We start from the raw sequence: 14,636 nt of genomic DNA, 5'->3' as shown, positions 1-14,636 counted from the left end.
AGAAAGATTGCAGGCCACCTATCCTTACGATTTTAACCCCAGGTTTTTGTACGATTGTAAATTGTTCTATTTCGATAAGCATAAAAACGCTGACAGTGTTTTGAAATATGCTTTGCTCAACACGAAGGTTGATGAAAAGATGTATGATGTAAATAGATTGGACGAAACATCGATGAGCAATCTTTATATTTCTTACGTTAACATTCTTATAAATTACACCAGGTTGAAAGACTTTACCAGGGCAGCTGTTTACAAGAAGAAAACAGAAGATTTGCTTAAGCAAAGCAGCAGATTTTTAAAATACGAAGATTTAATAAGAGGATATCAAGCCCGCTCAGACTATTATGCTGCTGTCGGACAAAAGGGCAAAGCGCTTGATGCGGCCAACGAGGCAATCAAACTTCAAAAGGAAAACTTGGGGCGTGAAAACACACAGGCAATTGCGGAAATGAATGCACTTTACCAAATACAGGTCAAAGATAAATCTATTAGTACGCTTAATAAAGATATCAAGCTAAATAACTTAAAACTCGAGCGAAACCGACTTGTTTTGCTCATCACCGCTTTAATTGTTTTGTTGCTGCTTATTTTCATCATCCTGTACTACAGCATTTACAAACAACATAAACTTAAACAAGAAAAAGAAAAAGTACAATTGCAACAGCAATTACTGCGAACGCAAATGGAGCCGCATTTCATTTTCAATACGCTCTCTGCCTTGCAGAGTTTCATTCGCCTGGAAGAGAAAGATAAAGCCATTAAATACCTGCACCAATTCAGTCGCTTATTAAGGAGCAGCCTGGAGTTAAGCCGCGAAAAATTAGTGCCTTTAAGCGACGAAATTGAAACCTTGGAAAACTACCTCAGTTTGCAACAGATGCGATACAACAATGCATTTCAGTTTTCCTTGCAAACTCCAAATGAAGATTTAGATGCCATAATGTTGCCGCCTATGCTTGTACAGCCTTTCGTAGAAAATTCAATTTTGCACGGCTTAAACTTAAGCCAAAATAATGGTTTCATTCAAGTGAATTTTGTTTTGACAGACCAAATTTTAAAGGTTGACATTATGGACAGCGGACAATTCCTAAGCGAAAATAAGGTGCAAAACCATCATTCACTTTCGAGTATTATTTGTGAAGAAAGATTGCAATTGCTAGGGAAGGAGCGTAATCAAAATGCAGGTGTTACTTATGCTAAAAATCGCAACGGCGGGACTTTGGTTACCTTAAACATTCCAACCAGCCCAATAGCGTAGAAATTTTTTATGGGCTAGTTATCAGTATTTTAAATTAACGTGTTTCAGTTTGTTGTCAAGCATTTAAACAAATCTTTGGCGATTTACCTTATCTTTTTATCTTCGAGTACCGTTTTTTGCTGGCTTTCTAGTGCCAGTTAAATCTCAAAATAGGGCGAAACATTTTAGCGCTGAACCAGTTTCCAAATAAAAAAGCCATCTGCTGAGATGGCTTTAATTCGATTATTTTTTTGAAGTACTCGGGGCGGGAATCGAACCCGCACGCCTTTGAAAGCACAGGATTTTAAGTCCTGCGTGTCTACCAGTTCCACCACCCGAGCAGGTGATTAGCCTTTTAAAATAAATGCTTTCTGGTAGGAAAGCATTTAGAGCGAAAGACGAGATTCGAACTCGCGACCCCGACCTTGGCAAGGTCGTGCTCTACCAACTGAGCTACTTTCGCATTTACAAAACAGTGTACCGTTTCGTTTTGGTGATGCAAATATAGACAGATTTATATTTCTGTCAAGAGATTTTTTATTAAAAATTTAATATTTAGTTTAAATTGCTGGCTTTCAGCGCAAGTAAAATCAAATCATTTTCAAATCCTCTTCCCTGGAGATAGGTCATTAGCTTCATTTTTCGTTTTAAAGCGTTTGATTCCCCTAAGGTGTTTGCTTTTTTTACCGCTAAATTTTCCAAAGTTCGCATGTAATCATCATCATCCAAACTGTAAAGTGCTTTTTGTAAAAGTTTATCAGGAACCCCCTTTAACTTTAAGCCTTGTTTAATTTTTATTCTTCCCCATTTTTTGATGTTAAATTTCCCCGAAGCATACGATTTTGCAAACCGTTCTTCATTTAAAAAATTGTTTAGAATTAGTTCAGTCAAAATTTCCTCCAGTTCATCGCCCCGCATTCCCCATTCTACCAATTTATAGCGAACTTCCTTTTGCGAACGTTCCTGGTAAACGCAAAAACTTTCGGCCTTGGCGAGTGCCTGTTTTTTGTCTAATATTATACCTTCTTGTTTACCAGTTTTCATAATTATTTACTGAAATTCGTAAAAATAAGAACGATAACTGTATTTTTCTGAATTTAATAACATGAACGACCCAAGTTATACAATTTCCAAAATTGCTGAAATATTAAATGCTGATGCCAGAATAATTGATACACAGGCAATTATCCAATACCTTATAATTGATAGCCGTTCGGTTGCGGTTCCCGGGAATTCGTTATTTTTTGCCTTGTCTTCGCACCGCGATGGACATGAATTCATTAGAGACGCTTATAATAAAGACATCAGAAATTTTGTAATTACGGAAGAAAAGTATGTGCAAGAATATTCGGATTGCAATTTTATTGTTGTTGCCAATGCGCTGTCTGCGTTACAAAAACTGGCAATAGCACACCGAAGTCATTTCGACCTAAAAACGATAGGAATTACAGGTAGCAACGGGAAAACAATTGTTAAAGAATGGTTGTACCAACTTTTGGCAGCTGATTACAATATTGTTCGCAGTCCGAAAAGCTACAACTCTCAAATTGGGGTAGCGCTTTCTGTTTGGCAAATTGAAGCAGTTAATACCCTTGGGATTTTTGAGGCCGGAATTTCCGCGGTTGATGAGATGGAAATTCTTGCCGATATCATTCAGCCTCAAATTGGCATTCTTACCAATATTGGCGAGGCACATGCAGAAGGTTTCAGTTCGAAGCGAGAAAAACTGAAAGAGAAGCTGAAATTATTTAAGGATACAGAACTATTTATTTATTCTCCTGATTATGTTGGGGAAGTCAGTTTTAGAGATTTGCCTGGCAAAACGAAATTTAGCTGGAGCAGTAAGCAGCCTGCCGATTTACGGATTGTTGCTGTGGAACCCATAGAAGGAAATTGTTATTTACGGGCAATTTACAAGGATAGAGAAATAGAATGTATGCTTCCTTTTAAAGATAAGGCATCAATTGAAAACGGTATGATTTGTTGGGCAACATTGCTGGCTCTTGGATATTCTGCAGAACAAGCAGATTTGCGCCTGGAGAAATTAAGCCATGTAAGTATGCGTTTAGAGCTTAAAACCGGGATTAATCAGTGTTCCATTATCGATGATTCTTATAGCGCAGACATTTCCTCTCTTGCAATTGCTTTAGATTTCCTGAACCAGCAGAATCAACATCCCAAGAAAACCGTTATCCTATCCGAATTATTTGAAACCGGTCAGGATGATTTCGACTTATACACAGAAATCGCTGATTTGTTGGCACAGAAAAAGGTAAACCGATTGATAGGAATTGGACCTCATATTGCCAGATATGCCGAACTTTTTCAACTTGAAACGGAGTTTTTTGAAGATACGCTAGCATTTATAGAAGCCTTTCCTGGCATGCAGTTTAGCCATGAAACCATTCTGGTAAAGGGTGCACGACGATTTGAATTTGGCCGGATCAGTAAACTTTTGACGCAAAAAGTTCATGATACAGTTTTGGAAATCGATTTAAATGCAATGGTTGGCAACCTGCAATTTTACCGCTCAAAAATTAAACCCGGTGTGAAAATTATGGCTATGGTAAAAGCCTTTTCTTACGGAAGCGGTAGTTTTGAAATTGCCAATTTATTACAGTTTCATAAAGTTGATTACCTGGCGGTTGCCTATGCAGATGAAGGTATCGCATTACGTAAAGCAGGAATCACCTTGCCAATTATGGTAATGAGCCCGGAAGAGTCGGCTTTTGAAGCGATTATTAAACACAACCTCGAGCCCGAAATTTACAGTCTGGAAATATTAAACAGTTTCCTAAATGCACTTTCAGATTACGACTTTGATTACCCGATACACATCAAAATTGATAGTGGAATGCATCGTTTAGGTTTTGATAAAAAAGATGTCGAGCACTTATCAGCTATGCTAAAAGATTCACAGCGTGTAAGCGTGCAAAGTATTTTCTCCCATCTGGTTGCCAGTGCAGAGGCCGAGCATGATGGTTTTACACAAGCGCAGATAGATAAATTTAGCGCCATTGCTACGGAACTAATCGCTGTCTTGACTTACAAGCCTTTGCTGCACATTGCCAATACTTCGGGTATTAGCCGCTGGCCCGATGCGCAAATGGATATGGTACGATTGGGAATCGGTTTATATGGTTTCGATTCTGCCCTTGCAAACAATCGTGGCTTGCAAACTACTATGGTGTTAAAAACTACGGTTACGCAGGTTAAAACCCTCGATGCAGGGGAAACCGTTGGTTACAGCAGGAAAGGCGTGCTGCCGAACGGAGGTAAAATTGCTACTGTAAAAATTGGATATGCTGATGGATATAGCCGTGCTTTTGGCAATGGTATCGGTAAAATGCTTATCAACGGCAATTTAGTTGCAACAATTGGCTCGATTTGTATGGATATGACCATGCTCGATGTTTCCGGAGTTGACGTTAAGCCGGGTGATGAAGCAATTGTTTTTAACCGCGAGCATGACATTATGGAACTTGCTAAACAAGTGAACACAATTTCTTACGAAATTCTTACCAATATATCTCAAAGGGTAAAACGGGTCTATTTTTACGAATAAATTGGCTTTATTTTTTGTGATTAAGTCATTTGGTTCAATAGGTTTACTCCAGATATGGTTATTTTTGATAGGATATCGGTTAAGAATGAAGCTTTAAGTTATTCAGGTTGCCAACCATTGCACCAATGGCTAATGAACTATTGAACATTTTTGAATAAGTTTGCAGCATGAACAAAGTAGGGAAAGCCGTTTTAAACTATCTTATCAAAGGTTTATTAATCGTTGTGCCTATCGCTGTGAGTATTTTCATTGTGGTCTGGGCTGTAACAACAGTTGATAGCTGGCTGAATGTTAACAACATTCTCGGCGTAAACCCCCGCACGGGCGAGAGCAGAAACATTCCTGGCTTAGGCTTGCTTACCGTTTTAACAATTATTTTACTCGCCGGAATCTTTGTTACAAATTTGGTAACAGAGCCAATGTACAATTGGTTTCAACGCATGATGCACCGTTTGCCTCTGCTAAACTTCATCTATTCTTCGATAAAGGATTTGACTGAGGCTTTCGTTGGCGATGAGAAAAAATTTAATCATCCGGTGCTTGTAGAAGTGGAGGGCGGGTTGCGAAAGATTGGTTTTCTTACTCAAAATGATTTGCGGAAAATAGATTTGGCTGATGAGGTTGCTGTCTACTTTCCACTGTCTTATTCGTTTGCCGGCCAGTTATGCATCGTGAAAAGGGAAAAGGTGAAAGATTTGAATATCAGTGCCGCCGATGCAATGAAACTGGTGGTAAGTGGTGGTGTGAGTGGACTGTGATATTGCCGGAAGTTACTTCTTGATAATAGACTAAGGAATCAATTTCGATAAGCTAAAACCTTGGTTATCAATGCATGCCTAAACCAGAATATTTCTGGTAAACGACATCAAAATTACCAGTAGTACCAAAGCATATAAAATCCTTGAGTAATATTCGCGTATAAACAGGCCCGTAAAAATTAGAATTTCATCGTCCATATTTGCGTGAATGAGACCGCTGTTAGTTGATGAATTATAAATAATTTGCTTGGCTTTGTGGTTATTTATTGTCCACCGGCTTAGCCAGCTATTCTGGAAGCTCCAATCGAATACTTCGCCAGAGGTAAAAAGTATTTTAGCTTTAAAACCTACCCAGTCATACCGGATAATCGCCAACACTTCATTTTTGTTGTTTAGAATCTTGGTTTCAGGATTGGAATAACCTTCACTTTTTAAAAGATATATACCTTGTTGCGTTGTTGCTATAGCCGAGTTTTTAAGCGAACTAAAATTGAGGGAAAATTTCAGCAATGCGTTGCCAAATACCTGATAATTGCTATCAAATAAGCCTTTTCTCCAATTTAAAGTTTGCTCCATATTTTTTGGATTTTTATAATTTAACAATCATGCGATGTCGCGATTAGCAATTCTTGGTACGAGAGCAGCAACAAGTTCAGCGGGTATTTTGTTGTAATTTTTTTATTAAAGCTGGCAAAATTAGCATCCTGCCGTCGTATCAAGGCACTTTTTTTGCTGAATGAGTTTCGCCATTCTAATTACGTTATTACTTAGATAACGGTTTCTAAAAGTTGTTACATATAAATTATGAGGCATAAAAAAAGCGTTTGTAAAACAAACGCTTAAACAATTATTAATTTTTGAAGGATTACATGCCAGATGACCTCAAGCTCTAAAATTTTCGCAATGGTTATAGCCCTTCAAACAATCTAATCTAAAAATTCGGTTTCAATACATACTTATCATAGAATCTAAAAATATGCTCAGCAGCCTCTTCAGCAGTATCTACCAATCGGAAAAGATTTAAATCTTCTTCATGAATATTGTGTTCTGCCTGCAACATCGTCCCTTTAATCCAATCGATTAATCCGCTCCAGTAATCTTTGCCTAGCAATACGATTGGAAAACGGGCAATCTTGCCGGTCTGAATCAAAGTCAAAGCCTCAAAAAGCTCATCCATTGTGCCGAAACCGCCGGGTAAAACCACAAAACCCTGACTATACTTCATAAACATCACCTTGCGTACAAAGAAGTAGTCGAACTCGAGCAACTTGTTATGGTCTATATATTTGTTGTGGAATTGCTCAAATGGCAACTCAATGTTTAAGCCAACCGATTTACCGCCATTTGTATGTGCACCTTTATTACCAGCTTCCATAATGCCGGGGCCTCCGCCGGTAATTACGCCATAACCGCGGTCGGTTAATAGCTTGCCACATTGTTCTGCAAGTTGGTAATATCTGTTTGTTTGTGCCGTTCGGGCAGAACCGTAAATCGTAACACAAGGGCCAATTTTGGCAAGTTTCTCAAAACCATCCACAAACTCAGCCATTATTTTAAATATCTGCCAGGAATCCGTTACCTTGATTTCCTGCCAATCTTTATTTTCAAAAGCACTTCTAATTTTTTCTTCACTCGTCATATAATCTGTATACTAAATATTAAAACCTGGTTTGCGCATCAGTTTTTTTGCTGATGAAAAGCAAGCCGATAAATGTGATTAAACCGTTTATTAAAATCAGTTCTACACTAAAAACGTAACCCCCCAATAATTCTTTTGAGTAGCTAGAAAGCAAGTAACATAAAAAAGGCGATAATATGCAAACTATCGGCACTAATTTATCATGCAAGCCGCGTTTTTTTACAAACAGTCCAAAACTATAAAGTCCTAAAAGCGGGCCGTAGGTATAGGAGGCTATGGTAAAAATTAAACTCACGACCGATGAACTATTCAATGCATTAATAACGATGATAACCAGAAACATTAAAATTGAGAATGCAATATGAACGGTATGCCTTTTCTTAACCGCACTTCCATCATTCTGTTTATCGGCTTTGGCCATCCCTAAAAAATCTACACAAAAGGATGTTGTTAACGCTGTAAGAGCAGAATCTGTAGTCGCGAAGGTTGCAGCTGTTAAGCCCAGCATAAAAATAATAGCAGGCACGGCACCTAAATTATTTAGCGCAATTTCAGGAAAAAGCAAATCTGTTCTCGGTTTACCAGTTATGTGATCCAATGGAATATCGATGCCGTTTTTTGCAGCGAAAATGTATAGCAAAGCGCCAACACTTAAAAAGAAAACGTTTAAAATTACAAACACACCGGTAAAAGTAAACATGTTTTTTTGCGCCTCTTTTATGGTGCCCATGCTTAAATTCTTCTGCATTAAATCCTGGTCCAAACCCGTCATGGCAATGGTTACAAAAATACCACCAATAAACTGCTTGCTGAAATACCATTTGTTAGTTAAGAAATCATCCCAAAAGAATATTTTTGAATAGCTGCTGTCTTTGATGGTTTCAAAAGCCTGCGGAATACTAAAATTTAAACTATTACAGATGAAATAGATGGTTAAGAAAACCGATAAAACCAGAAAAAACGTTTGCAGCGTATCAGTAATAATGATGGTTTTTAAGCCACCTTTAAAGGTGTAAGACCAAATTAAAGCCAAAGATATTAATATGGTCAGCCAGAACGGAATGCCATAATTATCGAAGATAAAACGCTGTAGAACAATTACTACTAAATAAAGCCTGGTTGCCGAGCCAAGTGTGCGACTTAACAGAAATATTGATGCTGCGGTTTTGTAACTGTAATGGCCCAAACGCTGTTCAATATAACTATAAATGGATGTTAGATTCATCCTGTAATACAGAGGCAGCAGCACGGTGCAAATAATTATAAAACCAACGGCATTACCTAAAACAAATTGAAAATACTGAAACTGGTTTCCTGCGGGGGCACCAACTTCGCCGGGAACGGAAATAAATGTTACACCTGAAAGCGCTGTTCCAATCATTCCAAAGGCCACTAAGTACCATTTCGAATTCCTGTTGGCAACGAAAAAAGAGTTGTTATCAGAAGAGTTTTTTGAGGTTACAAATGAGATAATTATCAGTACCAGGAAGTAACCGATTAAAAAGCACAAGAGAATGGTTGGCGACATAGTTTTGTTTTAAGGTGCTAAATGTAAGAAATTACGATTTAAAGTCAAGGGTTTAGAGAATTGTAATATTGGTCGGTAGATAAATTGCCAGTTTAATATATGCTCGGCAACGTAGTTAATTAGTTTTTCGATTGCGAAATGCAGTCGTTTAGCAATATCATAATATAACAACCAAACAATTTTTCGAATCAAACTTTTAGTATATTTTTGCATATATGAATTTTTCATCCAAACTGCTGGAAGATGCGGTAAACGAATTTTCGAAATTACCGGGTGTTGGGCAGAAAACAGCTTTACGACTGGTTTTACATCTTTTAAATAAGGAACAGGAAGAGGTGAATCAGTTCGGGAATACGTTAATTAAGCTTAAGCAACAAATAAAAAACTGCAGCATTTGCTACAACATTTCCGATCACACCATTTGTGAAATCTGTACTTCGCACAAGCGAGATAGAGAAACGATTTGTGTGGTTGAAGATACCCGCGATGTTATGGCGATTGAAAATACAGGTCAATATTTTGGCGTTTACCATGTTCTTGGCGGCTTAATTTCGCCTATGGATGGTGTCGGTCCTGCAGATTTATACATCGATGGCTTAGTTCAACGCGTTTCAGCAGGCGATGTTAAAGAAGTGATATTGGCGCTTAGTCCTAATATGGAGGGCGATACCACACTGTTTTACCTTTATAAAAGATTAAAAGAGTTTAACATCCCGATTACAACAATTGCCAGGGGAATTGCTTTTGGTGGCGAACTGGAATACACCGATGAGATAACGCTTGGCCGTTCTATTATTACCCGCGTACCGTACGAAAACGCGATGATGAAATAATAATTTATAGAGCCGGTTTGTTAAATAGCCAGAGCTCGCCTTTGGTGCCAGTCTTTAACCAAAAACCGCTGAAAATTCTGTAAATGGCATCCAATCACATACTCAACACAGCTACCTAGATATTTGCGAATAAAATGAATTTAAAAGATAAAGTTATCATCATTACAGGTGCATCAAGCGGAATTGGAAAAGCCTGCGCCGAAGAATTTGCTAAACGCGGTGCCAATTTGGTTTTGGCGGCAAGGCAATATGTTACCCTTTGCGAGATAACAGCCGATTTAGAACGTAAATACGCGATTCGGGCAGTTGCTGTTCAAGCGGATGTGAGTAAAGAAGCCGATTGCGAATTAATCATAAAACAAACTTTAGTCTCTTTCCAGAAAATTGATATTCTCGTAAACAATGCGGGTTTATCAATGCGGGCACTTTTTAACGATTTAGATTTATCGGTGTTGAAAAATTTGATGGACGTAAACTTCTGGGGAACAGTTTACTGCACAAAATATGCCCTGCCAGAAATTTTAAAAACCAAAGGCACTGTCGTTGGAATTTCTTCAATTGCTGGCTTTCGTGGTTTACCTGGACGAACGGGTTACTCGGCCTCTAAATTTGCCATGAATGGCTTTATGGAATCTTTGCGCACTGAATTGCTAAAAACCGGTGTTAACGTTTTGTTGGCTTGTCCGGGTTTTACGGCATCAAACATTCGGGTAACTGCTCTTTCCAAAGACGGTGCTGCGCATGGGGAAACCAGCATGGATGAGGGTAAAATGATGACATCGGAAGAAGTTGCGACAATTATTGCAGACGGTATTGAACAGCGAAAAAGAACGTTGATTATGACCGGACAGGGGAAATTAGCTGTTTGGATGAATAAACTCTTTCCCTCATTTGTTGATAAGAAAGTTTTTGATCTGTTTGCGAAAGAGAAAAATCCATTGATTAAAGGGTAGGTCATCAATAGCCTAACACGCTTCTCTTTTTGGTATTGGGTTTTTTTATTGCTTCTGGCACTTCACCTTATTTTTTTCGTAAAGGATTTGCCTGGCATATTGGATTTAATGGTTAGTATTTTTAATAAGCCTGAAGTATTTGTCAATCAAGCTCTAATAAAATCCACTTTGCCAACAATTTCGTTTGTTTACTGTTGAATGGAAAAGCCATTTTAAATATGATAAAATATTTCTTTTTAGTGATGCTCTTGTTTCAAACCATTATATCATCCGCTCAGGTAAAAACAGCAAAAAACTTAAATTACGCAGGCAACACAGACGAAAAAAACACGCTCAATATTTTTTATAAAAAAGATAGCATAAAAAATAAGCCTGTTTTGATTTTTATTCATGGCGGCTCCTGGAGCAGTGGTAAAAAAGAAACTTATTGGTGGCTGGGTAGAAACTTTGCCAGAAAAGGAATTGTAACAGTTATTATTAATTATCCGCTGGCGCCTGATGCACAATTTGAAAAAATGGCCGCCGATTGTGCTTTGGCTGTGAAATGGGTACAACAAAACATAGCGGACTACACCGCAAGTCTGGATAAGATTTTTGTAATGGGGCATTCGGCAGGTGCGCATCTAGGCGAATTGATTAATGCTGATCCAAAATATTTTAAGCAAGCCGGTCTCAAAAACCCAATCAAAGGGATGATTTTGAACGACCCTTTCGGACTGGATATCTATCAATATTTAACTGAAGCTGAAAAGGATGACTATTACTACGATTTTCTAAGAACTTTTAGTAAAAAACCTGAGGTTTGGAAAGTTGCCTCACCTCTGGATTACGTAAACAACATTAAAAATCCGCATTTGCTTTTTTATGGAAGCAAAACCTATCCTGCCATCAAAATACAAACCCCAAAATTATACGAAAAGCTAAAAGCCAATAACGTAGTTGCAGAAATGAAGGAAGTGAAAGGGAAAAGCCATGTTCCGATGATTACACAAATGATATTCGGTGGAAATGACTTGTATGATGATATTGTTAACTTTGTGCTCCGGGTATCATCAGCCGGAGATAAAAAATAACATCGATTTTTATCATCTATCCTTGCACCAAACGTTGATTAAAAAAAGGAAATTAGCAGACAGTTGTGGTTTGACCATCGCTGTGCTGGCGCATCTGTTCTGTTCAAACGCCAAAACGCTAAACGGGAAGGATGCTACAAATCAGGCTATTGCAATTTTTTCGGTGTGTTCAAAAAGACTAAAATCCATTACTGTTTTGCCAGCATCGTCATTATAGTGCATAATTTTAAATTTAGCGTTCCACTCGATGTCTTCATCCTGGTAGCTCGTTCTGGTATGGATGGTTTGCGCAAAAGTATCGTCGAACGCCCTCAGAATCACAAAAATTTCAACTTCCGCTACTTTCAATTCGTCGAGATTTTTTTCAAACATCGGACTGTCTTCCGTTATCGGATGGACCAGCGTCCAGTTTAAAGAAAGCAAACTAATTTTATTGCGCTCTAGTTGTAACGGATAAAAGCTACGTTTTAGTTTTCCATCAACTGTTTCATTAAAAGTCATAAACATTTGAGCTTCAACATCGATTAGCGAGTTTTTTCTCAAATTGGCGAGGCGACACATCAACCCTGTCTGGTTTTGATAAGGCGCAACAACCATTTTCTTGGTAAAAGTTACTTTTGAAGTTGGGCGGCTGAAACGGCCATATAGCAAACCTGTTGCCAATGCGAAGGCAAGTAAACCCAGCATACTTTCAAAAGCGGCCAAAATACTGGTTATAAAACCTTGCGGAGAAATGTGCCCGTAGCCCACAGTTGATATCGTTTGTGCGGAGAAAAAGAAGGCATCGAAAAACTGATCTCTTAGCGTAACGCCCTTTGCACCATCCAGATTTTCTATGCCAACAATATTGTATGCAAGCGCAAAAAGCGTATTTACAATGAGGTAAGCAATAAGAATCACAAGAAAAAACCGCGACCAGCTCATGGTAACCAGTCGGGTGTAGGTATCGTCAAATTTAAACCAGGGTAAACCTGTGCGCTCTACATTTGGTGTCCCGTCCGTATTTAAAACCCGCTGATTTTTGATAACCGGAGCCGAGCCGAAACCCAAATCATCATTAAACTGTACTTTTCTCTTGAAAAAAGCCATATATTTTTACAAAGATTTTGGAATTATAAAAAACTATATCAATATTTGTTCGGTACAAACATGATAATTAAAAACTTAAATAACAATTGGTGGTGGCATAACGAAATTCGTTAGGCAAATTCTGTTGTTATATATTTTAAAATATTTTATTAACGATAAAAAGGATTGCCCAAAAAGCAATCCTTTTTTTATGGCATTTTTTAAGCAACGCTAGCGCGTTGTGAACAATTAACCGCAGATAGTAAGTATGAACCCAGTGAAAAATGTTGTTGCAAAATTTCTGTGTTCATCTGTGGATTAAAAAAATTAAAGATGAAAAGAATATTAAATCATTTATTTGAAAATAAAAGTTTCAGTAGGGAAGAGGCGAAGAGTATCCTGATATCGATTACACAAGGCGAGTTCAATTCTTCACAAATTGCGGCGTTTATTACGGCTTATGCCATGCGTAATATTACCGTTGATGAGTTACAGGGTTTCCGTGATGCTATGCTCGATTTAGGTGTTAAGGCAGATTTTTCCGGATTCGAGTTAATCGATCTTTGTGGTACAGGTGGCGATGGAAAGGATACATTTAACATCTCAACACTTTCATCATTTGTGGTGGCCGGAGCTGGGCATAAAGTTGCGAAACATGGTAATTACGGCGTTTCTTCGGGTTGCGGTTCTTCAAACGTAATGGAATTTCTGGGTTACAATTTTACAAACAACCAGGATGTTTTAAAACGCAACCTGGATTCGGCAGGCATTTGCTTTTTACATGCGCCGCTTTTTAATCCGGCCATGAAAATTGTAGCGCCAATTCGTAAAGATTTAGGTATAAAAACCTTCTTTAATATGTTAGGCCCTATGGTAAATCCATCCCAGCCGAAATACCAGATGGTTGGCGTATTTAGCCTGGAACTGGCTCGCTTATACAATTATCTGTATCAGGATACCACAAAAAGTTATACCATTGTGCATGCGCTTGAGGGTTACGACGAAATTTCGCTAACCTGCGACGTAAAAACCTTTAATAACAAAGGAGAAAGCATTTTAACCCTAAATGATATGGGCTTCGATAAAGTTTCTCCCATGGATATTAAAGGTGGCGACAGCGTAGAATCATCAGCCAAAATATTTATGGAAGTGTTAAATGGAGAAGCTACAGATGTTCAAACAAATGTTGTTTTGTGCAATTCGGCACTTGCAATTAAAACCATAAAACCGTCAGCGAGCTTTGCAGATTGTTTTTACGAAGCTGAAGAATCCTTAAACAGTAAAAAAGCTCTTGAAAGTTTTAAAAAGCTCGTAGCCTGATGGAAGGATTAAAGGTAAAAGTTTGCGGAATGAAGTTCGCGGCAAATATTGCGGCCGTTGCAGCATTACAGCCCGATTATTTAGGCTTTATTTTCTATGAGAAATCGCCAAGATTTATTAGCGATGTTTCGGCAGAATTAATTAAGTACATCCCAGCTGAAATTAAAACAGTCGGCGTTTTTGTTGACGAGGATCTGGAAGTTGTTAAGAAAAAAATAAATCTTTACCAGTTGAAAGCTGTTCAGTTACATGGAAGCGAGTCGGCTGATTATTGCCAACTGCTCAAAAACGCTTTTAACAACCTCGAAGTTATTAAGGCTTTTGGTGTGGATGAAGATTTCGATTTTGCCGTTTTGGATGCTTACGAGAGCTGTGTAGATTACTTTTTGTTCGACACAAAAACCAAAGCCCATGGCGGATCTGGAAAAACTTTTGACTGGCGCATTTTGTCTGGCTATGAATTGAATAAGCCATACTTTTTAAGTGGCGGGGTAACGCTGGAGCACGCGGAAGCGTTAATAAAAATTGAAGATAGCCGCTTATACGCTGTTGATATTAACAGTAAATTTGAGGTTGAGCCTGGACTTAAAGACGCGGAGCGGATTAAGGCGTTTAAAAGTATTTTGTCGCAGCAAGGCAGGCCTCTTTCTTTATGATGTTAG

13 protein-coding genes and 2 tRNA genes are annotated in these 14,636 nt (G+C 38.3%); 8 read left to right on the top strand and 7 right to left on the bottom strand.

Annotated elements, in window-relative coordinates:
* The first annotated feature begins 7 nt into the window (after window positions 1-7).
* Window positions 8-1,258, top strand: coding sequence for a sensor histidine kinase (locus ASG14_RS07930; protein WP_056870542.1), 1,251 nt, complete (start codon window positions 8-10; stop codon window positions 1,256-1,258).
* 236 nt (window positions 1,259-1,494) lie between these two features.
* On the opposite strand, the gene ASG14_RS07925 is transcribed toward ASG14_RS07930, so the two are convergent.
* The 3 genes from ASG14_RS07925 to ASG14_RS07915 all read right to left on the bottom strand — a co-directional run bounded on the left by ASG14_RS07925 (window position 1,495) and on the right by ASG14_RS07915 (window position 2,281).
* Window positions 1,495-1,578, bottom strand: a tRNA-Leu gene (locus ASG14_RS07925).
* 49 nt (window positions 1,579-1,627) lie between these two features.
* Window positions 1,628-1,700 (bottom strand) — tRNA-Gly (locus ASG14_RS07920).
* 92 nt (window positions 1,701-1,792) lie between these two features.
* Window positions 1,793-2,281, bottom strand: coding sequence for a regulatory protein RecX (locus ASG14_RS07915; protein ID WP_056870541.1), 489 nt, complete (start codon window positions 2,279-2,281; stop codon window positions 1,793-1,795).
* A gap of 61 nt (window positions 2,282-2,342) precedes the next feature.
* Here ASG14_RS07915 and ASG14_RS07910 point away from each other — a divergent pair, with 61 nt between their 5' ends.
* A complete protein-coding gene (locus ASG14_RS07910) occupies window positions 2,343-4,802 on the top strand; it encodes a bifunctional UDP-N-acetylmuramoyl-tripeptide:D-alanyl-D-alanine ligase/alanine racemase (RefSeq protein ID WP_056870540.1) in 2,460 nt (819 codons plus the stop codon).
* Between the two features lie 167 nt (window positions 4,803-4,969).
* The gene (locus tag ASG14_RS07905; RefSeq protein ID WP_056870539.1) at window positions 4,970-5,560 is read left to right on the top strand and encodes a DUF502 domain-containing protein; all 591 of its coding nucleotides are present in this window, start codon (window positions 4,970-4,972) and stop codon (window positions 5,558-5,560) included.
* A 78-nt stretch (window positions 5,561-5,638) separates the two neighbouring features.
* Here the strand turns inward: ASG14_RS07905 and ASG14_RS07900 are convergent, their stop codons facing one another.
* From ASG14_RS07900 to ASG14_RS07890, 3 genes are all read right to left on the bottom strand, one after another.
* The gene (locus tag ASG14_RS07900) at window positions 5,639-6,136 is read right to left on the bottom strand and encodes a hypothetical protein (protein ID WP_157274869.1); all 498 of its coding nucleotides are present in this window, start codon (window positions 6,134-6,136) and stop codon (window positions 5,639-5,641) included.
* 355 nt (window positions 6,137-6,491) lie between these two features.
* Window positions 6,492-7,199: a TIGR00730 family Rossman fold protein gene (locus tag ASG14_RS07895; RefSeq protein ID WP_056870537.1), complete on the bottom strand. Its 708-nt coding sequence runs from the start codon at window positions 7,197-7,199 to the stop codon at window positions 6,492-6,494.
* A 19-nt stretch (window positions 7,200-7,218) separates the two neighbouring features.
* On the bottom strand, window positions 7,219-8,727 hold the full coding sequence (locus ASG14_RS07890) for a sodium:solute symporter (protein ID WP_056870536.1): 1,509 nt from the start codon (window positions 8,725-8,727) through the stop codon (window positions 7,219-7,221).
* Window positions 8,728-8,942: 215 nt separating this feature from the next.
* Here ASG14_RS07890 and recR point away from each other — a divergent pair, with 215 nt between their 5' ends.
* The 3 genes from recR (at window position 8,943) to ASG14_RS07870 (ending at window position 11,586) form a co-directional block, all read left to right on the top strand.
* Window positions 8,943-9,560 (top strand): recombination mediator RecR, encoded by a 618-nt coding sequence (gene recR / locus ASG14_RS07880; RefSeq protein ID WP_056870534.1) that lies wholly within the window; start codon window positions 8,943-8,945, stop codon window positions 9,558-9,560.
* Window positions 9,561-9,694: 134 nt separating this feature from the next.
* The gene (locus tag ASG14_RS07875; RefSeq protein WP_056870533.1) at window positions 9,695-10,513 is read left to right on the top strand and encodes an SDR family oxidoreductase; all 819 of its coding nucleotides are present in this window, start codon (window positions 9,695-9,697) and stop codon (window positions 10,511-10,513) included.
* Between the two features lie 218 nt (window positions 10,514-10,731).
* Window positions 10,732-11,586, top strand: a complete 855-nt coding sequence (locus tag ASG14_RS07870; RefSeq protein WP_056870955.1) for an alpha/beta hydrolase — start codon at window positions 10,732-10,734, stop codon at window positions 11,584-11,586.
* Between the two features lie 141 nt (window positions 11,587-11,727).
* Here the strand turns inward: ASG14_RS07870 and ASG14_RS07865 are convergent, their stop codons facing one another.
* Window positions 11,728-12,675, bottom strand: a complete 948-nt coding sequence (locus tag ASG14_RS07865; protein WP_056870532.1) for an ion channel — start codon at window positions 12,673-12,675, stop codon at window positions 11,728-11,730.
* A 312-nt stretch (window positions 12,676-12,987) separates the two neighbouring features.
* Here ASG14_RS07865 and trpD point away from each other — a divergent pair, with 312 nt between their 5' ends.
* Both trpD and ASG14_RS07855 read left to right on the top strand, forming a co-directional pair.
* On the top strand, window positions 12,988-13,974 hold the full coding sequence (trpD, locus tag ASG14_RS07860) for an anthranilate phosphoribosyltransferase (RefSeq protein WP_056870531.1): 987 nt from the start codon (window positions 12,988-12,990) through the stop codon (window positions 13,972-13,974).
* Entirely contained in the window at window positions 13,974-14,630 is a 657-nt protein-coding gene (locus tag ASG14_RS07855) for a phosphoribosylanthranilate isomerase (RefSeq protein WP_056870530.1), read from the top strand. Before trpD ends, ASG14_RS07855 begins: the two co-directional genes overlap by 1 nt.
* Window positions 14,631-14,636: the final 6 nt, after the last annotated feature.

Origin of the sequence: Pedobacter sp. Leaf194, from assembly GCF_001423945.1 — a bacterium.
In the GTDB taxonomy this organism is placed as follows: Bacteria; Bacteroidota; Bacteroidia; order Sphingobacteriales; family Sphingobacteriaceae; genus Pedobacter.
Note: the sequence above shows the minus strand (reverse complement) of the source record. Positions and strands in the feature narration are given on the sequence as shown.